The sequence below is a fragment of the Pantoea sp. Taur genome (genome assembly GCF_009830025.1).
In the GTDB taxonomy this organism is placed as follows: Bacteria; Pseudomonadota; Gammaproteobacteria; order Enterobacterales; family Enterobacteriaceae; genus Pantoea; species Pantoea communis.
Genome location: NZ_SZZZ01000001.1, coordinates 373819 through 393396, shown reverse-complemented (window position 1 = coordinate 393396; position 19578 = coordinate 373819). Strand labels below are relative to the sequence as shown.

11 protein-coding genes and 1 pseudogene are annotated in these 19578 nt (G+C 55.7%); 3 read left to right on the top strand and 9 right to left on the bottom strand.

Features of this window, described 5'->3' with window-relative positions; translation table 11 throughout:
• Positions 1 to 115: 115 nt before the first annotated feature.
• The 3 genes and pseudogenes from FD744_RS01780 to FD744_RS01770 form a co-directional block, all read right to left on the bottom strand.
• On the bottom strand, positions 116 to 1510 hold the full coding sequence (locus FD744_RS01780; protein WP_160867061.1) for a cytochrome c: 1395 nt from the start codon (positions 1508 to 1510) through the stop codon (positions 116 to 118).
• Positions 1507 to 3162: a GMC family oxidoreductase gene (locus FD744_RS01775; protein WP_160867060.1), complete on the bottom strand. Its 1656-nt coding sequence runs from the start codon at positions 3160 to 3162 to the stop codon at positions 1507 to 1509. The genes FD744_RS01780 and FD744_RS01775 overlap by 4 nt, the downstream gene beginning before the upstream one ends.
• 29 nt (positions 3163 to 3191) lie before the next feature.
• A pseudogene (locus FD744_RS01770) lies at positions 3192 to 3758 on the bottom strand (sugar dehydrogenase complex small subunit).
• Positions 3759 to 4028: 270 nt separating this feature from the next.
• Here FD744_RS01770 and FD744_RS01765 point away from each other — a divergent pair.
• Positions 4029 to 4706, top strand: coding sequence for a hypothetical protein (locus FD744_RS01765; RefSeq protein WP_160867059.1), 678 nt, complete (start codon positions 4029 to 4031; stop codon positions 4704 to 4706).
• 203 nt (positions 4707 to 4909) lie between these two features.
• On the opposite strand, the gene FD744_RS01760 is transcribed toward FD744_RS01765, so the two are convergent.
• Positions 4910 to 5611, bottom strand: a complete 702-nt coding sequence (locus FD744_RS01760) for a response regulator transcription factor (protein ID WP_160867192.1) — start codon at positions 5609 to 5611, stop codon at positions 4910 to 4912.
• A gap of 210 nt (positions 5612 to 5821) precedes the next feature.
• On the opposite strand from FD744_RS01760, the gene FD744_RS01755 reads away from it, so the two are divergent.
• Together FD744_RS01755 and FD744_RS01750 are read left to right on the top strand one after the other, a co-directional pair.
• The gene (locus FD744_RS01755; protein WP_160867058.1) at positions 5822 to 8707 is read left to right on the top strand and encodes a response regulator; all 2886 of its coding nucleotides are present in this window, start codon (positions 5822 to 5824) and stop codon (positions 8705 to 8707) included.
• A gap of 45 nt (positions 8708 to 8752) precedes the next feature.
• Entirely contained in the window at positions 8753 to 9373 is a 621-nt protein-coding gene (locus FD744_RS01750; RefSeq protein ID WP_160867057.1) for a LuxR C-terminal-related transcriptional regulator, read from the top strand.
• Between the two features lie 62 nt (positions 9374 to 9435).
• On the opposite strand, the gene FD744_RS01745 is transcribed toward FD744_RS01750, so the two are convergent.
• From FD744_RS01745 to FD744_RS01725, 5 genes are all read right to left on the bottom strand, one after another.
• Complete coding sequence (locus tag FD744_RS01745) at positions 9436 to 13032, bottom strand: transporter substrate-binding domain-containing protein (protein WP_237449312.1); 3597 nt, start codon at positions 13030 to 13032, stop codon at positions 9436 to 9438.
• A 9-nt stretch (positions 13033 to 13041) separates the two neighbouring features.
• A complete protein-coding gene (locus FD744_RS01740; RefSeq protein ID WP_160867056.1) occupies positions 13042 to 13668 on the bottom strand; it encodes a response regulator transcription factor in 627 nt (208 codons plus the stop codon).
• A 349-nt stretch (positions 13669 to 14017) separates the two neighbouring features.
• Positions 14018 to 16459, bottom strand: a complete 2442-nt coding sequence (locus tag FD744_RS01735; protein WP_160867055.1) for an autotransporter outer membrane beta-barrel domain-containing protein — start codon at positions 16457 to 16459, stop codon at positions 14018 to 14020.
• Between the two features lie 120 nt (positions 16460 to 16579).
• Positions 16580 to 17146, bottom strand: coding sequence for a hypothetical protein (locus tag FD744_RS01730; protein ID WP_160867054.1), 567 nt, complete (start codon positions 17144 to 17146; stop codon positions 16580 to 16582).
• An 11-nt stretch (positions 17147 to 17157) separates the two neighbouring features.
• Positions 17158 to 19575: a fimbria/pilus outer membrane usher protein gene (locus FD744_RS01725; RefSeq protein WP_237449311.1), complete on the bottom strand. Its 2418-nt coding sequence runs from the start codon at positions 19573 to 19575 to the stop codon at positions 17158 to 17160.
• Positions 19576 to 19578: the final 3 nt, after the last annotated feature.

Below are 19578 nucleotides of genomic sequence, written 5' to 3'. Positions count from 1 at the left end.
CCGTTCAGCGCTGCGAAATGCCAGCCCAAAAGCGCCCCCAGCCTGCTATTAAGCTTCAGTGCGTACTGTTAATAATAAGGGCATGACGTCTTTGGTTTTGGTGCCTGATATCATTTCAACCACGCCTGCGACGCATCAAGCGCCACGCGACAATCACCACCAGCAACACAATGATCGCGCCGATCATACCCGGCAACATCATCGGTTGCAGACGCGCCAGCAGCGGTGGATGACCGCCCTTTCTCACCCACGCCACATCACCCGCCGTCACGGTAACCTCGGCATTGCCGTAATGCGCTAACACGAAGTTGCTGATATCGGCGACCTGCTGGTCATTCAGTTTGTCGACATACGACGGCGAACTGAAGCCCGGCATCAGCACCTGATGATCAGTCGTGTCGCGCTGCACACCAAACAAAATGGCCGAGATCAGGTTGTTGGGATTACGCAGTCCGGTTGCCGTGTTATGGAACAATGATGGATAGGCCTGGTTAGCACTGCCCGCGCCATCTGGCTGGTGACAGCTGGCGCAGTTGCCGCTGAACAGCGCCGCACCGTTATCCAGCGAGTGATTGGCGTTGTTCGGGTTGCGCCCACGCACACTGTTTTCCACATCATAAGGCGCGCCGTAACTGAAGGCTGGAATGGTGTCCCCTTCATCACGAATTGGTGCGGTGCCTTTCAGGTAAGTGGCAATAGCATGCAGATCGCTATCCGGCAGATATTGCAGGCTGTGCTCAACCGCTTCCGCCATACCGCCCGCGGCCTGGTTTTTGCCCGGTGCGCGTCCGGTTTTCAGATACTGCACCAGCTCGTCATCGCTCCAGCCGCCAATACCGCTCACCTCATCCGACGTGATGTTTGGCGCATACCAGCTGCCCAGCGGTCCGCCAGCAAGTGGATGATCCTGCTGCTCCTGCATCATAAATCCGCGCGGAGTATGACAGGTATTGCAGTGTGCCAGGCCGTTGACCAGATAGTTACCGCGATTCCACTCCGCGCTTTTGCTGCCGTCGTTCTGCCACATCTTGTCGTTGGCGAACATCATGTTCCAGAAACGCATGCTAAAGCGCAGGTTGAATGGGAATGGCAAATCAGTCTGCGGGTTGTGCTGCGCCTGCGCTTTGACGCCATGCATCATGTAGTAGTAAAGCGCGTGCAGATCTTCATCGGTCATCATGCTGTAAGAGGTATATGGCATCGCCGGATAGAGTTGCGCGCCGTCCGCGCGTACACCGTGCCGCACCGCCTCGGAGAACTGGGCCTCGCTATAATTGCCGATGCCGCTGCTATCCGGCGTAATGTTGGTGGCGTAAATGGTGCCCATCGGTGACGCAATACCGTATCCACCGCTGTAAGGATTTTTGCTGCCCGGCGCAGTGTGGCACGCCTGGCAATCAGACGCGGTGGCAACCTGTTCACCTTGACGCAGCAAATTCACGTCCAGTGTTTCCGCTTGTGCGCCATACGCCATCAGCGCGAATAAGCTACCTGCAAGCAGCGTTTTCATGCGAACTCCTTCATACGCAGGCTGATGTCATGTGCCGCTTTCAGGCCGAGCGCCGCCATGGTCAAGGTGCTGTTGACCACGCTGGCGGAAGGGATCGCGCCACCGCCCGGCAGCCACAGGTTTTCATGATCGAAGGCACGGCAGTTGCCATCCACGACCGCATCTTTGCCACTTTTGCCCATAATTACGCCGCCCATGATGTGGTTGTTGGCGTTCAGGCCTTTGCTGATAGCGAACTCTTTGCCGTTAAACAACTTGCCGATTTTCTCTAACTGCTCATACGACACTTCCGCGCCCTTACGCACGTAATCGCCGACGTCGTAATAGATATCCGGGCACGCCAGGCCGTGCGGATCTTTGCGGGTTTTGCTTAGAGTGAGACGGTTTTCCGGATCCGGCAGTGGTTCGAGACTGATGGAGATATCAACGCTGTGCACCGAGCGATAGCGAATCTCCTCATCCAGCGCTTTGCCGACCAGGCCTTTCTTCAACGCTTGTTGGGTGGCTGCCACTACGCGCGAGATGTTATTCAGAATCATTTTGTTAGCCGAGTAATCGCGACGGAACTCGCCATCACGATAGCCGACCATGCAGCTACTTTGCGCCGGTCCACGTCCCAGCCACACCGGTTCTTCAGTGAGGAATGAGCAGTGGAAACCGGAGTGATCCATCATGTTACGACCGACCATATCGGAACCGTTGGCGATGCCGTTCGGGTTACCGCCGTTAGCCGCCAGCAGCAGCAAACGCGGAGTTTCGATGCCGTTACAGGCCAATGCAAACGCTTTACCCGAAGCTTTGTGCGAGGCGCCAGACGCATCTTTCCAGTGCACGGCGGTGATGCGGTTATTGCCATCAGTATCGATTTTGTAAACTACCGCTTCGGCCAGCACCACTGCGCCATTCCGCTCGGCGCGTTCAATGTGGTGGATGCCGTTGTACATCGCGCCGATCGGGCAGATCGGTTGGCAGTTATTGTTGCCGCAGCAGGTTGGACGCCCTTCCCACGGACGCGTGCTGCGCCCTTGTGGAATCGGCACCAGGTTGTAACCGTGCGGATTCACCACGCTGGCGAAATAGTTATCACCGTGGGCAAACGGCACCATATCCATCGGGTAAGGCTGGCTGCGTTCAACCGGCGACTGCATATGCGGATCGTTCGGCCCCGCCACACCAATTTCGTTTTCCGCGCGGCAATACCACGGTTCCAGCTCGTCATAGCTGATTGGCCAGTCACGTCCGACGCCGTATTTTGACTGCATCACAAAATCGCTCGGGTGATGACGCCAGCACGATGCCGCCCAGTGCCAGGTGGTGCCGCCTACGGTGCGCAAATAGCCCTGCTGAAAACTGGACGCGTTAGGGCCGGTCACGTTGACATAGTTGTTCGGCGGGAAGTAAAGCGGCGCGGGCGCGAATTTGGACTGCGGATACAGTCCCTGGAAATCTGACCCAGCGCGATTCGCAAACGGCATGTTGCGCCAGTTTTCTACCGCTTGCGCGCGGTCAATGCGTAAACCTGCTTCCAGTACCAGCACCGAGTAGCCCTGACTGACGAGTTCGTTCGCCATCAATCCACCGACCACACCTGAGCCCACAATCACAATGTCCGCGGAGGCATCACCCTGCGCAGTAAAAGTTGGTTTTTTCATGATTTTTTGTCGTTTTAGTTTTGAGGAAATTACAGCTGTTCGATATGACCGTCGTGCTCATCCGGCACCGGTGCGGTCCACCAGATTGGTCCATTGCCGCAGTAAGTCGGCACCACCAAACCATCGCTGACCGTCTGATACATCAGCGCCTGTTTGTAAGCCACCAGCGTGCCGTGATAGTCATCCCCCACCGTGCCGGTGTACCAGGCCGTGACGATTTGATAGAGGAAATCATGCAGGCCCGCGCTACTGGCTTTTGCCAGAAAATCATCGGCACTGATTTGCGGAGTGACCAACGCGCTGAGTTGGGCAAGACGGGGCACAAACTGCGCGTCACGCTGCGCCAGGACCTAGTAAAAGCGCGCAGCAAGAGTCACATCCAGATGTTTGTGTTCGGTGATTGCTTGTGAGATCTGCACAAACTGTTTCACCGCGTCGCTGGCGTGAATCACGCTGGCCGCAAACGCCCTCCCTGGCAGGGCTGCGACCGCACCCGTCACGGTTAATCCGAGTGTGGCGAGCAGAAATTCCCTGCGGGTGGAACCGGTTCCATTTTTAACTACAGAAACGGTTTCGGGTGCAAAATGTCGTTTCATGGGGTTACCTGATGCTGAGACAAAAGAGGAGAAAGCCAACCGGCGCTATCCTAACGACTAAGTTGCAAAACTGTTATCAGGATTTGAACGAAATCCCATTAAACGGTGTGGATTTAGCTCTAAATGATAATTTAGCTCAAAAATTGTTGGGTTTGGGATAGTTGCGAGGAGGGATTGAATGTGGGTAAAAATTAATCACACAGACAGTTGAACGCTATTTAGGTTATGATAATATTCAATAATCAACATAACCAAATCAGGAGTTCCTCCATGAGTCTCATCGAACAACATGCAGGGGTTTCCACATTGATTGGCACCCCTAAAGAAGTCAAAACACGGTTAGGAAAATCTCAGGCTAATCAGGTATTAGTGGTGTCCTTCGATAACATCAGCAACCTGCGCGTGCTCAGTACGCTGACAGAAAATATTTCTACTGTAGCTTCAACCATGTTTGAAGTTTTTAAAGAGCGGCAGGAGAAGCAGTCACTCGAGATATTGGTTGGATCGATGCTGCCCAAGGCCCCTGCCTCACCACACCTGATGAAAGAAGCGGCCATGCTGTTGCAAGCACGTAAAGCCGTGTTGGAAAGTGGGAACTGGTTAACCGCCGCTGACGTCTCGCAGTTAGCCGGTTTGAGTACTACCAATCCCAGTGCTCAACCGAATAAATGGAAAAAAAGCGGCCAGATATTTGCGATTCACCACAATGGCATTGATTACTTCCCGGATTACGGTCTGGATCGCAATACGCAATTTCGACCATTAAAAGCGCTCTCTGAGGTGTTGAAGATATTCGCAGATCATAAAGATGGTTGGGGAATCGCGTTCTGGTTCTTGTCAGTGAACAGCTTTCTTGGTGGTCAACGCCCACAGGATATGTTGGCGAAACACTCAGAGCGGGTGATTGAAGCCGCAAGGGACGAAATCGAGGGGGTTGGACATGGATAAACGGCCAGAGCAAAAACAATCACATCCCCTGCCCAGTTTGATGGCAGGGGAAATCATCCCCGCACCGCATCCCACCCAAAGCGCTCATGCCCACTGGCGATTCAGCGAGTTTGCTGAATGACGCTTATGTCTATGGTGCCGTTCTAGACCTGGCCGTGAGAATTGGGGTGCTGATAGTCCCTGGCAAGAAAATTACTCGCACTTTATTTAAACAACTCATCCCGAAACTTAAACAGCTCCGGATCGGAACTCAGTCCGAGTTTTTTCATGCCGGTTTGCTTGTGACCACTGATGGTTTTACGGCTGCGTTTTAGTTTCCCGGCAATGTCAATCACGCTCATGCCGTCCAGATACAGACGGATCACTTCGGCTTCGCGCGGTGTCAGCAAGCGATTAATGCGCTCGCACATCGGTAACAACACGCTACCTGGCGTCTGCTCGATTACCGGGACGTTGCGGTTACGTGTTGGCATTTGCGACAAATCTTGCGCGATGTTATCCGGGATAAAGCGCCCATTCGCCGCCACTGCGCGGATCGCATCGAAGTAGCGTTTCGTTTCTTCTCGCTTATTGATGTAACCCTTTACGCCCACCAGCAGTGCAGCGTGGATCACCGCCAAACTCTCCATGGAAGACGTCATCAGGATATGAATATCCGGGAAACGCGCACGAATTTGACGGATCAGCGACAAGCCATCCAGCTCATCGTCATCCAGCATGTAATCCAGCACCAGCACATCCGGACGACAGGCGGGTAACCAGCTCATCAGGTCACGACTGGTGCTAAAACTGCCCAGTAACTTGATGTCGGGTTGACGGGTGACCGCAAACTCAAACGAAAGTCGGATCATCGGATGATCATCCAACAGAACGACGGAAATCGCCGGGTGTGTGTGTCGTTGCATCATCTACCTCTGTCAGTGCGTGCGCGGGAAAGAACAGCAGAATACCCACTGACAAGACCTTTCTTAATCGGCCTTCCCTTAAGGGCGTGTCAGAAAATACTTATGCCTGTTGATCCAAGACAATCCCTGTCTTCTTTCGCCCCGCTGCCAGGCATGATAGCCGGACTTTTCCGAACCTACCGTGCGAAAACCGAATAGACCTCGTTAATCATGAATCTGCTTGCCTCACTGATCACCGGACTGATGTTACTGCTTGGCTTACCCGCGCTGCTGCAAGCCGAAACACAGCCGTTAGCGTTATTGCCGCGTGTTGAGATCAATCCGCCTGCCCTCGATTTTTCACCCGAGGTCAATGCCTGGCTGGAGACACATCCGGTGATCGATGTCGGTATTTGGGGCATCTCGCAGCCGCCGATCAGCCAGGGTCTGGAGCGCGGTCAGCTGGCGGGGATTGACGCGGATTACCTTGCGGTGATTGAGAGCACGCTAAACGTGCACTTTCGTTTGCAGCACTACCGCGGCAGAGATGAAGCACTCGCCGCCTTGAGTCGCGGCGATATCACCATGTTAGCGGTGTGGAATCCGGCACTGGATAAATGGAATCAGGTGAAAGCGTCACTGCCCTGGCTGCACGACCGGAGCGTGATGGTCACGTCAGCCCAACGCGGCAACAGCGCCCTGCCGCTGGAAAATGATCTGCTGACCATGCTGGATGATGTCAATCCGCTACCGCACGAGCCTCATGGCGAATCACCTTTTGGCTTTCAGGATTATCAGCACGCAATCAACAGCGTGGCATTTGGACAAAGTCGCAGCGTGGTAATGAATCATGCCACCGCGCGATTTCTCACGCGTAACCGACAGGTTGAAAATATCTGGCTGGTGCCGCACCCCACACAAAGCGATATCAATTTGAGTTTCGGCGTCAGCAAAAACGCACCAGAGTTGCTCAGCGCCGTGGATGAGGTGCTCCAGCATCTGCCGATGGTCAGCCGCTTACGCATTGCGCAGGGTTGGGGATTGGATCAGGACAATCTTGCTGGCATCAAGCCGCTGGCATTAAGCGCCAGCGAACGTGACTGGTTGCGTTCGCACCCGCCGCTTACCGTGTTAGTTGATGCGCGCCGTGCGCCATTCAGCTATGTCAATTCACGCGGTCAACCCGATGGACTGGCGGTGAACGTATTACAGCTGTTCACCGAACGTTATGGCCTGCAATTTAATTACAAGGTGGCTCACAGCGACCGGGAAATGATGCAGCTGATCATCCGCCATCCGGATGCGATTCTGACCCAAATGCTCAGCGTCCCCGGCGAGGCAGAAACGGCACAACCTGCGGGCCAGGTGACTCTGCCGTGGCTGGTTACCCCGGCAGTATTGATGATGGTGCGCGACAGCACCCGCCCGGCTACGCTGCACGACCTGAGCGGCGAGCGCATTGCGGTGTCACGCCGTAGCCCGCTGCTGCCATGGCTGAAAACCTGGTACCCGATGGTGCAATGGGTAGAAAGCGACAGCGTGACGCAGGCGTTGGATTGGCTGGATCACACACGCGTGCGTGGCGTAGTAAGCAGCCAGTTTGCTGCGCAGTACTATCAGCGTTATCAGCAAGAAAATCGCCTTTATCCGGCGCTGGCTCTGCCGGTACGCCCTTTCAATGCCAGTTTTGCCGTCGCCAATAATGATCCCACCCTGCTAGCGATTTTAAATCGTGCCCTGCAGCAAACCACGCCGCAAACCTTATTGAAAATCGCGGAAAGCTGGCGCAGCGCGCCGCATCATGAAAGCCAGCCGCTCACCTCGCTGCCGTCGGTGCGTACGCTGGCGATGGTGCTGGCGGGCGTGCTGTCTGTCGCGCTGGCGGTGGCTTTCTGGATTGGTTTTTTACGTCAGAAGTTACGGGCGCTGGCGGAAAATTTACACCATCGCCAGACGCTGATTGAGCAGTTACAGGATGCGCGAGAAGAGACCGCGCAGGTGCTGAAATCACGTAGTGCGTTTATGAAAAGCATGAGCCATGAGGTTCGCACGCCGCTTAACGCGATGATTGGCCTGATGGAGCTGGAGATGGCACGTCATCAGGCTAAAGGCAGCTACAACGAGAATCTGCAAACCGCCTATGAATCGGCCTGCTCACTGCTGACACTCACCAGCGACATGTTTGATATTTTCCGCGCGGAGCATGATGACACTGACGCGGCGATTCGCGTGGTCAACCTGCCCTCGCTGGTGCACAGCACAGTGGCACTGTATCGCCAGCAGGCCGAGGAGCAAGGCTTAACGATTTCCACCGGAATTGAAATCGATACACCGCGCATGGAGTGCGATCCGTTGCTGATCATCCGCGTGCTTTCCAGCCTGCTGCGCAATGCCATCAAACATGCCGCCTGCGGTGAGATTAAAGTCGCTCTTTGTCAGTTAGCCGCTCCAGGTAAAAGCGGTGTGCCGCTGGTGATGGAAGTGAGCAACGCAGGCGCAGCCGTTCACCCCGCCACCTCATCCGCCCATGACGGTGCGGATACCGGTTTCAGTCTGGCAGGATGCGCGCGGCTGGCAGCAGCGACAGGCGCTACCTTAACGGTGGATACGTATAGGAAGCAAGGCATGCTGGTCAGCCTGCATTTTAGTGCCAAACCCATCGCATTCAAGAGCCTCACGCCCATCATGCCGGACGCGAAGCCGGGCACCGTATTAATTGTCGATGACTATCCGCCTGCCTGTTTGCTGCTGAGCCAGCTGTTACACAAACTCGGACAGCGCGTGCTGACCGCCCACAATGGTCGCGAGGGCCTGGCGTTATGGCAGCAGTATCGCCAGCAGATTACCGCCGTGATTACCGATTGCACCATGCCAGAGATGGATGGCTTTGCCATGACGCGCGCTATCCGCGCCGCTGAACAGAAAACCGGTTGCACGCCACTGCCCATTTATGGCCTGACGGCGCTCAGCCAGCAGGAAGTGACCGATGCGGGCACTGACTCTGGCATGAATGCCTGTCTGACCAAACCTCTCTCACCTGACCAGTTACAACAGCTGCTCCACCCACAGAAGTCCACAACAGAGACTCAGCCTGGCGCGTTGTGCGCCCCGGTATGAAACGATGCGTACACTACCCCATCAACCTGAAAGGAGATCACCCTGATGCGTGTGATTATTTACGACGGCCATCCACTGATGCGCGATGGTCTAACCCAACTGGTGAGCGATCGTGGCCATATGATCATCAGCGCCACCTCCAACGCCAGCCAACTACTGCAAGCCGCTCATCAGAAGCAACCCGACCTGATCATTCTGGATCCGGTGACCTTGCCCGCCGCGATACTGGACAAACTCAATCGTCCCTATGCGCGCGGCAAGCGACTCAGCTGTTTCGTCTATTCCGGCAGCCGTAATGCAGAGCTGTTGCTGCGCGGTGAAGGGGTGATGATGCAAGGCAGCTTGAGTAAACACTTCAGCGATGAGGCTTTGCATGAAGCCGTGGATGGTCTGGCGAAAGGCATCGCGGCACCGTTACCGCTTACGCCGCCGGGGCAGCGTTTAGGCAAAAACGGTGAAGCAGATTTGCGCGTATTACAGAAACTCACGCGGCGTGAACTGCAAATTTTGTGTCGTCTGGGTGCGGGCAAATCGAACAAAGAGATTGCCGCAGAGATGAAGTTAAGCAACAAAACCATCAGCACCTACAAGCGCAGCATCATGCTGAAGATGCAGACGGAAAGTCTGGGGGAACTGATCGATTTAGCACAGAGGAATGGATTTTAATCGCCCATCGCCATCACACGCTGAAAGGTGTGATGGCGATGGCTGGCGCCGATCCTCTGGTGTCAGGCATCCTTGATCTCACCCAAGGTTTCCACCTGCTTTAGCTGTTCCGCATAGCGCTCAAGTCGGGTGAGTAATGCGGAGAAATCGCCCTGAAGCACGGCATCTTCGCGGCACTGCTTCTCCAGCGCTAAACAGGCATCCGCCAGCGCATTCTGGCGTGCAATGCGCACGCTGCCCGCCATGCGATGCGCGAGTTCGGCTATCTGGATGCGATGTTCCGGCAGGTGCAGCTGATGCATGCGCAGGAGATCTTCATCCAGCGTGGTGATCATCAGTTGCAGCATGGCGGTTTCCATCTGCCGATCGACATCGTCATTTACCTCGGGCGCGGTTACCGCTGGCAAGGTACCTTCCGGCTGCGCTTCACGTAACGCCTGTGCCAGGCTGGTGATGGAACACGGCTTGAATAAGCAGCTGTTCATCCCCGCCGCCAGACATCGCTCCATCACTTCATGCATGGCGTTAGCGGTAAAGCCGATAATCCAGGCCGCTTTGCGCCCCTGCTCCTCTTCCGATTCGCGCAGGATCTGCGTCAACTGATAGCCGCTCAAACCCGGCATATTACAATCGGTGATAATGATATCGAACGGCTGCTGTTGCCACAGGCTCAGCGCCTGATAGCCCTCTTCAGCCAGTTCCACCTCTTGCCCCAACCAGCTCAACTGACGCGCCAGCAACATACGGTTAGCGGCGTTGTCATCCACCACTAAAACGCGCATGACTGGCAGTTTTTCATCTTGTATCAACGCATCATCCTTGCTTTCTTGCGTTCCATTTACGCGCGGCAGCGCAAAGGTTGCCGTGGCGCAGGTTCCCTGCCCTTTTTCCGATTCAAGGGTTAAGCTGCCACCCATGTTTTCACAGATACTGCGGCTGATATACAGACCGAGGCCGGTGCCGGAACGGCGATTCTCTGCCTGGCTGAAGGGCCGGAATAAGGCGGCCTGCTGCGTGGTATCAATGCCGATGCCGCTGTCTCGCACTTCAATGCGGAAATGCACTACATCATCGGTTTCATCCCAGTGCTGCTGCAAACTCAGCATCACGCCACCCTGATCGGTAAATTTGATCGCATTGCTTAACAGATTCGACAGCACCTGTTTAATACGCAGCGGATCGGCCATCACCTGCATCACCGGCTCATCAGGAAACTGCTTGCTCAGACTGATGTTTTTATCCAGCGCCAGGCCCTGGAACACCTTCATCAGATTGTCGATCAGCTTGCCGGGCTGCACCGGTTCAGGATGATATTCCAGATGGCCGCCTTCAATGCGCGACAGATCAAGAATATCGCCGATCAACCCCACCAGGCTTTCGGCGGATTCGTAGGCGACATCCAGCGCCTGCAAATCATGCTGCCCCTGACGCCCTTTCTTCAGCGCCATATCCAGCATGCCGATGATGGCATTCATCGGCGTGCGAATTTCGTGGCTCATGGTGGAGAGGAACACCGATTTCGCCCGGTTGGAATCTTCCGCTCGCTGCCGCGCTTCACGCAGTTCGGCAAACAGCGCCTCGCGTTCGGAAATATCCATCCAGCCGCCAATCACGCCGATCACTTTGCCTTCACTGTTGTGATACGGCTGGATCCACTGATACACGGTAATGCCAATCGACGAATTCGGGTTGTCCCACAGGTCATAACGACGGTCTTCCAGGATCGCTTTATCGGTGGCGATCACCTCCATCATCTGACGATGGTAAAACGCAGCCTGCTCAGGGGTGCGCAATCCCGGATGTTCCACCATGGTCTTGCCCAGCGCTTCGTCATACTTCACGCCGGTTTCTATCAGGTAACGCTGATTGCAGTAGGTTAAACGGCCCTGATTATCGCGCAGGGACACCGGGAATGGCATGCTGGTCACTAACGTGCGCATCTGTGCCAATTGGTCGTTGAGCTGGCGACGCAGTGCCGCTTTGCGGCGGATTTCACGCCGCAGATACCAGGTCCAGCCCGCCAGCAGCAGCAAAATTACCCCGGCGGAAAGCGCGCTGACCATGACAATCGGGCGGAAACGTACCCAGACGTTATCCACCACCACCAGATCACTCGGACGCCAGCGGTTCGCCATATTCTCAATTTCTATCGGCGGAATGGAGATCAGCACTTTATCCAGAATGCCACGCAACTCCGGATCGGCTTTGCCGACGCCAAAGGAGATCCACGCCGGTTGTTCACCGACGGTGGCAACGATTTTCAACCGCGTGGCGTAGTGCGTTTTGATCTGATAATCCGCCATGGTGAGAATACTCACCGCAGCGGTGGCGTTGCCATCCAGCACGCTCTGCATCAGATCCTTTTCATTTTCGACCGGCAAAATGGTGATCTCGGGAAAACGCGCGCGCACCATGGCTTCAACGCCGGTATTTTTCACCATCGCCAGCGTCTGGCCGCGCAAATCGGGCAGCGAGTGGATGTCGTTGTTATTGCTGCGCACCGTCAGGGCAAAAGCACTGCGTAAATAAGGTCGGGTAAACAAAATCTCCAGCGCACGCTGCGGGCTGGGGGTGAGCGAGGCGAACATATCCGCTTCAGTGGTATTCACCTTGCGTAGCAGTTCTGAGGTGGTGTCCACGGTGGAGAAGGTAAAGCGCAGACCGGTTTTAATAGCTACCACGGAAAGCAAATCGCCGACCATGCCGCGCAGCGTGCCGTTACCATCAATAAAAGAGATCGGAGCCGCTTTATCTCCGCTGTACAGCACCACATTCACCGCTGGATGGGTTTTCATCCACGCACGCTCGGCAGGCGTAAAATCCAGTTTTCCGGTCCACTGATCGAGGCTGGTGGTATTCGGTTGCCACTGACGCAGCAGCTCCAGATTTTCGCTCTCTGGAATGCTGGCAAGCGCCTTATTCAGCAACCCCAGCAATTCAGGATCGCGCTTACTCAAGGCAAACCCCACTTCTTTGGCCGGCATCTGGCTAAAGCGGGCAATCCGCAGGTCGTTAAGGAAATTGCGATTTAACGCGTAGCTGTTGCCGAGAAAGACGCTTGCATGGCCGAAAGACACCGCGCTCAGTGCATCCTGATAGTTGTCGTAAAGGCGTAACTGGGCATAAGGATAGTAGCGTCGCACCTCTTCCAGCGGCAGATAGTCGCGCACCATCGCCACCGTGGTATTTTCCAGATTTTGCGGCAGCGGTTCGGTATGACTCATCTCAATACCCAATACTGGTTTTTCACTGGCGTAAGGCTGGGTCAGGACAAAGTTGCCGTCGTCGCGAAACGCATTCACTGACGGAATAAAATCGATCTCGCCGCGTGAAAGCGCGGTCCAGGCTTCATCGGGCGTGTCGAACATTCGCACACTGACCGGCAACCCCAGCTGATGCTGCATCAGCGCGGCGTAATCGGCACTCAGCCCTTCATACTCCTGACGAATATTACGCATGCCAAACGGTGGGGAGTCGTAGCGAAAAATCCCCATCACCAGGTTGTGCTTATGATTGATCCACGCTTGCTCGCTGGGGGTGAACACCAGCGGATGGAGTTCATCTGTCGGCGCGCGAGTCAGCAACTGATACTCTTCCGCCGCCAGCGGGTAACTCAGCAGTAAAATTCCCAGGGCCAGTAACGCACGCAGCATTCGCATCAGCGGCGCTTACAGCAGTTGATTGCGACGGGCGAAATCGATCAGTTCGATCAACGTTTCCGCGTTCAGCTTCTGCTTAAGGCGATGCTTATAGGTGCTGATGGTTTTTTCACTCAGCAACAGCTGTTCGCCAATCTGCTTATTGCCCATACCTTTGGCGATATGAATCAACACGCTAAGTTCACGATCTGACAGGGACGCCATCAGCCTGGCATCATCCGCGTCACCGGCATTGAGTACCGGGGCAAATTGATCAAAGCGGGGGAAATAGCTGTAGCCGCGCATCACCACACGAATGGCATCAGTCAGTTCGCTCAGGTCATCGGTTTTGGTGACGAAGCCATCTGCGCCCGCCTGCTGACAACGCTGCGCGAAATGGGCGCTGGCCTGGGAGGTCAAAACTAAAATCTTCAGCGGCAACGCCAGCGAGCGCAAACGCTCCAGCACCTGCATGCCATCAATCTTTGGCAGACCGATGTCGAGCAACACCAGGTCTGGCAGCAAATCACGGGTCTTCTGTACCGCGTCTATGCCGTTATCCGTTTCTGCAACCACGCTCATCTCGGCGCGCTCCAGCAGCATACGCACGGCAAACCGAATCACTGGATGGTCGTCAACGATGATCACTTTTTTCATGCTTGTTTGATATCCCGATGTTATCGATAAAAAAACACGAGCAAAGCGCCGTGTGAAGGCGGCTAAGATAACGGCTCAATACAGATTGATCTGTAGGAAATTGCTTATCCTTTGACCAGAAAAAAGCAGGCGAAAATCGTTAAAACCTTAAAAAACATAAGGTTTACTAAAGCAAGGTAAGTGTTTAATCCTAAGATAAATCTTGGGGATTTGCGAAGAAATCCTAAGGGCGGGAAAAGATTTTCTGCCAGCGCGGAACGTTATTGATTTAATCGTGGACCTAAAAACACGTTTAATAAAGGGCATTAAATAACGGGGCACACCTCACTCAGCACGCCCCTTTTTATGATTACCAGCTCCAGCGCACGCCGAGCGCCGCATGCCATGGCTGCTCGATATGGCGACCTTTTGCCGTACTCGCTTCGGCATAGATTTGCGTGTCCTGACGCAGTTGCGCCGCCACGCCCGCCGTCAACTGCCCGCGCGTGCCAGACAGATCGTTATTAAAACGATAGCCATTAATCTGGGTGTTGTTGCGGTTCTCCAACTCCTGAATCGCTGACAGGCGCAACCAGGGCTGCAACAACATGCCATTTTCCAGCATCAGGTCTTTACCCAGCATGCCGTGCAACGCGGCCTGTTGCGAACGTCCGGTGCCGCTTTCGGCCTGCAAACCGTTATCAAAGTGGTAACGATCCCCTTTCGTCCACAACGCTGCTATCTGCGCGGAAGGTTCAATAAACCAGCCCTGAGACAGTTCAATATGTTTACCGCCCTCCAGCGAAAGCCCGATGCCCGGCACGCTATAACCGCCGTGGATACGCGAACCATCAGACAGGCGCGCATCGGCACTGCTCTGGTAGTTATTGAACTTGATCACCGCATCGCTGAACCAGCCGTTATCCGCCAGCCAACTGGCGTAGCTGCCGACAAAGAAGCTGTTAACGCGTCCGCTGCTGCCGTTTGTGAAGTGCAGATCGTTGTTGCTGACCCCGCTGAACAAACCGGTTATCACCCGACTACTTTCCAGCGGATGAGCGCTGTCAACACCAATGCTCACGCCTGACTGCTGCTGGCGATAGGCCACCCCTGCGCCGTTATCGACGCGGGTTTCGCCGCCGAGGGTTTGCGCCCAGACACCGCCTTCGCGGTTCCCGCTGCGCAACTCTCCCATGCGGCTGCGTAAGGTGCTAAGTTCGGCATACCATACGGTGGGAAGTGCATTGGCGATGCCGAGCGCACTGGCCGCGCCGGGCGAAGGCAGGAAGCCACCCCCAGAACCGCTACCTGGCGTGTCACCACCGGCACCCGGATTTTCACCACCGCCCACTTGCTGTGCCGCCAGCACCCATTGATCACCGCGCTGCTCCAGTTGATAGCTAAAAGCACCCGCATCAACTTTGCCATTCGCCAGCTGGAACTGTGCACTGCTGCCGGTTCCGGTGCTGACCAGCGGCAATACGCCGTGAGGATCGGTGGGATTCGCGCCGCTATTGCTGTAGCGCAACAGGTGCGCCCCGCTCGCTTCGCCGTTGACGGTGAGGTGATCGCTGCGCAACGCCGCCAGATCGCCGTTCATCGCAAATGCGCCGCTGCCGCTCAAGGTGTTCACTTCCAGCGTTTTGAAAGCGCCGTTCTGAAAACTGATCTCACCATTATTGTTCAGCGCATTGAGCTGCGAATGACCGGTGAGTAGCCAGCGGCTGCTGCTATCGAGGTTCAGTTGATTCAGTCCGTCTACCGCCCCTTCCAGTGACGAATTATGGTTAAACGCCAGGCTGGCGCGACTGCCGGTTAAGGCACGCACATCACCGGTCAAAACAGTGCCATTGTTAGCTTGAATATCCGCCAGGGCATTGCTGTTGATTTGTAAGGCAGCCCCGTTGCTGGAGGTCAGTTGCGTATTATCCAGCATAACCTGGCTGACTTTGCTCGATGTTGGTGCGGAGGTGCTGATCAGCACGCCTGCACCCTGTTGTCCGCTGGCCGCTAACGTGGAGTTTTTCAGATTGAGCGTGCCTTCACTCACCCAGGCGGTCGGGCTATTGGCACCTGTGGCCTGAACATTAAGCGTATCGCCATCAATTGAAGAATCCACATAGGCCAGCAACCCCGCAGCACCTTTTCCTGCTGTGCTGACATCGGTTTTGCTCAGCGTGATATGACCGCCGCGAGCGGCAAACACGCCGAAGCCACTGTCACCGGTGGTGCTGATGGTGTTACCGCTGCCGGTTACGCTGTTTTCGGTATAAAGACCATAGCTACCCTGCCCAGCGGTGCTTAACTGGCTGTAATTCAGCGTGGCGGTGCCATACTGGGCGTTAAGCGCATGTGAGGCTGAACCAGAGGTGGCAATGCTGCTTTTATTCAGGCTGGCGGTGGATTGATCCATGGCAAGCCACAGGCCATCGGCGTTGCTGCCCTGCGTGGTGATATGGGTGTTCAGGAGGTCGGCGCTGGAGTAATTGTTGACATCAATACCTTTGCCACCCTGGGTATCGATGTTGACGCCATCCAGCGAGGTACTGCCACTCAGCATATATATGCCATCGCCATTTTCGCTGCGGATGTTGCTGTTACTTAACGTGATGCTGCCAAAACCGCTTTGCGCTGGGTTGTAAATTTCCACACCGCGCGTACTGCCGCTGGTGACGATATCCACATTTGAGAGCGTTTGATCCTGATTGCCAATCACCACGCCGCCAATCTGCACATTGGCCAGCGCGGAGGTAGCGCCCGCTGCCAGCGCCAGCAGGCAGGCGTTGGCCAGCACCGTTTTCTTCATTGCCATCGTCGTATCCTTATGAGTAGGGAGAAACGCGGCAACGATATGAATTGGCGGCTGAAGGCACTATCAGCGGGTGATTAACTGCGTGTAGGAAAGTACGGAGGCGCGAACGCGCGCCCATGCTTAGTTGATCATATCCAGCGAAAAGCGTGACTCAAACAGGGTGGAATTACTCACCGTGGCGGCATCCATACTCAGCTCCGGTTCCAGCTCCAGACGGGCGCTAAAACTCTTGCCGCTCAATGGCAAGCCGTTCGCACTGGCCGCAAAGCGGCTGTCGGCTTTCAGTACCAGTTCAGACTGCGGGGCTTTTTTGCCGTCACTGATATCACTCAACTGCACCGGCTGCCCATCCAGTCGCGCATCGGAGATTTTCACCTTCAAGCGACCTTTATCGCCATAGCGCAGGCTGCCATCGGCAGCACGATCGCCCTGAATCACCATTTTTATCGGCTGTGCAAACGGACACACCACGCTCAATGACATCACGCGCTTGCCGGGCGTGTAGGTGCTGCCGTTGTATTGCAACTGTCCGCGTGACTGACGACCATAATCGATATTGCTGTTACCGACCGAGACGGAACAGCGCGGATCGATGGGCATGATCTGCTGTGGCACTTCGGGTGCAGCCGCATGCAGCGGCTTAATCAACATCACACTCAGCGCCAGCAGTGAAAGTAAGCTTTTCATTTAATATCCTCTCAGCGGCACTGAGCGCTGCTGGTTTCAAAAAGTTCATTGGCCGGGGCCTGCTCCGGCAGATTAAGGCGGAAACTACAGATGGTTTTGCCTGAACTCTGCACATCCAGTTTTCCGGCGTTGTCGGCATCGGTAATAAAGGCACGGCCTTTCTCATCCACCACCGTGACAAACTGCCCTTGCTGGTTAAATACCGCTGCGCTGTACGGCACCGGTTTACCCTGTGCATCGGTCAAGGTCGCCAGCACACGGCGGTTACGCACCACGCTGAAATTAAGATGGCTGACCGCCCCGCGTGCAGCTTCGGTTTCGCCCCAGCCGTTGGCGATATCAACGTTCTTCGGCAGCGAACGGGTATCGACCTGCACGGTGGATTTCTGGAAACTGCCCACCGATGGGATCACCGCATAGCCCCGGCTGTCAGTCCAGGTCGGGCCGCCTGGGGTTTCCAGACGAATGCCTTTTTCTTTACCGACTTTGGCGATACCAAAGGTGTCGCCGACTTTATACGCCGATGGCGTGACGCCGCCGCCGTGCGCAACCAGCGAACCGCTGGCACGCGCTGAATAGCTGGTGTAGTTGTCTGAATCGCTGCTCACACTGCCGGATAGCTGGCTAATTGGCGTTACCAGATCCATCGTGCCGGTGCCGGAACTGCGTTTAGTACGGAAATCACGATCCGCCGCCAGCGACCAGCCGCGATCCTGGCTGCTGCGATTGTCATAGCGCACGCCGCCGCGCGCGCTGCGTTCGCTGGTGCTGATATAGCTGCTCATGCTCTGCCCGTCGCCGAACGGAATACTCACTGATAAATAGGCGCGTTTATCGCCCCGCGAATAGCGGCTGCCGCCATCCTGCGACAGGGTTAAGCCGACATAGCTGCGGCCAAAAGATTTGCTCCATGAGGCGCTGAGATAACTGATGCTGTCGCCTTCAAAGGTGGTGCTGCGTGCCCACGAGAACGAAAGGCTACCGAGCTGATCCACTGACCAGCCGAGGCCAAGGCCGACCTGATCGCGCGTGGTGCCACTTTTGCTGCTGTCTTCGCGCGCCAGGGTATCGCTGAGTTCACGATAGCCATAGGTCTGGCGCGAGTAGTTAATGCTGGCGTTCACTTTCTGGGTGATTGGCTGACTAAACGTTGCCGTGCCCTGCACACCTTTATTATCGTGACGATTATCCTGTGCGCCGGTGACCTGCAACGACAGCATAGATTGCTGCCACAGTTGAGAATTCAGGTTGGCACCGAGTGCTCGCCAGGGATCGGAACCGAACACGCCACCGTTAAGCGTGGTGCCGGGCGTCAGTATCCAGCCAGTGGCCAAGGTGGCCACCATCGGTGCCTCACCGCTGCCCTGCTGATCCATTTTACCGACGCCAAACGACAGGCCCGGTGCCATCGCGCTACCGTTGAGCAGCAACGCGGACGCAGGCACCACAAATTGGCGCTTGTTACCGTCGCTGCCGGTCAATGTAACTTCAAGATCGGAACGGGTGTTCAGCAACGGGAAGCCTTGTAAGCGGAACGGCCCGGCAGGCACAGTGGTGCTGTACACCAGCGCACCTGACTGACGCACTTCCACCACCGACTGACTGTCCGCGATGCCTTCCACCAGCCCGGGGCCGCCCTGATTGCCCATCAACGCCTGTTCCGGGAACATCTGCACGCCCAACACCTGCCCGGCACCAAACATCGAGTTACCGAGGTTGATCTGACCGGCCTGCATGACTTTCTTTAGCCCGGCAAAGGTGCGCTGCGCATAGGCGGCTTCATGGCGGAAATCATCGACGCCGTTAAAGCGGCTGAAGGTCTGACGGCTGCGGATAATCCAGTCGCCAGCGTTAAAACCAGCCTCAGTTCCGAGCTGCATAAACTCCAGCCCGGCCATTGCGCCGGTCGATCCGCTGTACTGCGCATCGTAGTTAAGCATCCCGGCGGTGCCGCCATGCTGCCAGTTGCTGACTTCATCGGCTTCGGTATTTATCGCATCCTGCGGCACCACCAGTTCGATTTGTGCATCGCTGGGGTTGAGATTCCATTCGGCCTGTGACCAGGCGTTTTTCAGGTCAAAACAGCGATCATCTTTTTTCATGCCCGATGGCATCAGCAAACCCGCTGATTTAATAAAATCGGCGTTAACGCAGGGCTGGCCCTGTTCATTGAATTGCATTTCAACGCGGCCACGGCTGTCGCCGTTCACTTTGAGTTCCACCATGCTGCTGCCCGCGAGAAAACGCGGCGCTGTCGAGAACTGTGTAGCCAGACTCTCTGGCAAACCCTGTGACTTCAGGGTTTCAATATCAAATTCGGTCACCTCTTCCGCTGCGATGACCGGGTTAACGGCACAGCACAACACGCTGAGAACGGCGACCGCCGTGCGCGACATTCGCATCGGCTTGCGGTAAAGGGACGCTTTCATGGC

Bases quoted from the DNA above. Each gene is read 5' to 3' on its own strand.
- FD744_RS01780 (WP_160867061.1), bottom strand. From the start codon at position 1,510: ATGAAAACGCTGCTTGCAGGTAGCTTATTCGCGCTGATGGCGTATGGC.
- FD744_RS01775 (WP_160867060.1), bottom strand. From the start codon at position 3,162: ATGAAAAAACCAACTTTTACTGCGCAGGGTGATGCCTCCGCGGACATT.
- FD744_RS01765 (WP_160867059.1), top strand. From the start codon at position 4,029: ATGAGTCTCATCGAACAACATGCAGGGGTTTCCACATTGATTGGCACC.
- FD744_RS01760 (WP_160867192.1), bottom strand. From the start codon at position 5,611: ATGCAACGACACACACACCCGGCGATTTCCGTCGTTCTGTTGGATGAT.
- FD744_RS01755 (WP_160867058.1), top strand. From the start codon at position 5,822: ATGAATCTGCTTGCCTCACTGATCACCGGACTGATGTTACTGCTTGGC.
- FD744_RS01750 (WP_160867057.1), top strand. From the start codon at position 8,753: ATGCGTGTGATTATTTACGACGGCCATCCACTGATGCGCGATGGTCTA.
- FD744_RS01745 (WP_237449312.1), bottom strand. From the start codon at position 13,032: ATGCGAATGCTGCGTGCGTTACTGGCCCTGGGAATTTTACTGCTGAGT.
- FD744_RS01740 (WP_160867056.1), bottom strand. From the start codon at position 13,668: ATGAAAAAAGTGATCATCGTTGACGACCATCCAGTGATTCGGTTTGCC.
- FD744_RS01735 (WP_160867055.1), bottom strand. From the start codon at position 16,459: ATGGCAATGAAGAAAACGGTGCTGGCCAACGCCTGCCTGCTGGCGCTG.
- FD744_RS01730 (WP_160867054.1), bottom strand. From the start codon at position 17,146: ATGAAAAGCTTACTTTCACTGCTGGCGCTGAGTGTGATGTTGATTAAG.
- FD744_RS01725 (WP_237449311.1), bottom strand. From the start codon at position 19,575: ATGAAAGCGTCCCTTTACCGCAAGCCGATGCGAATGTCGCGCACGGCG.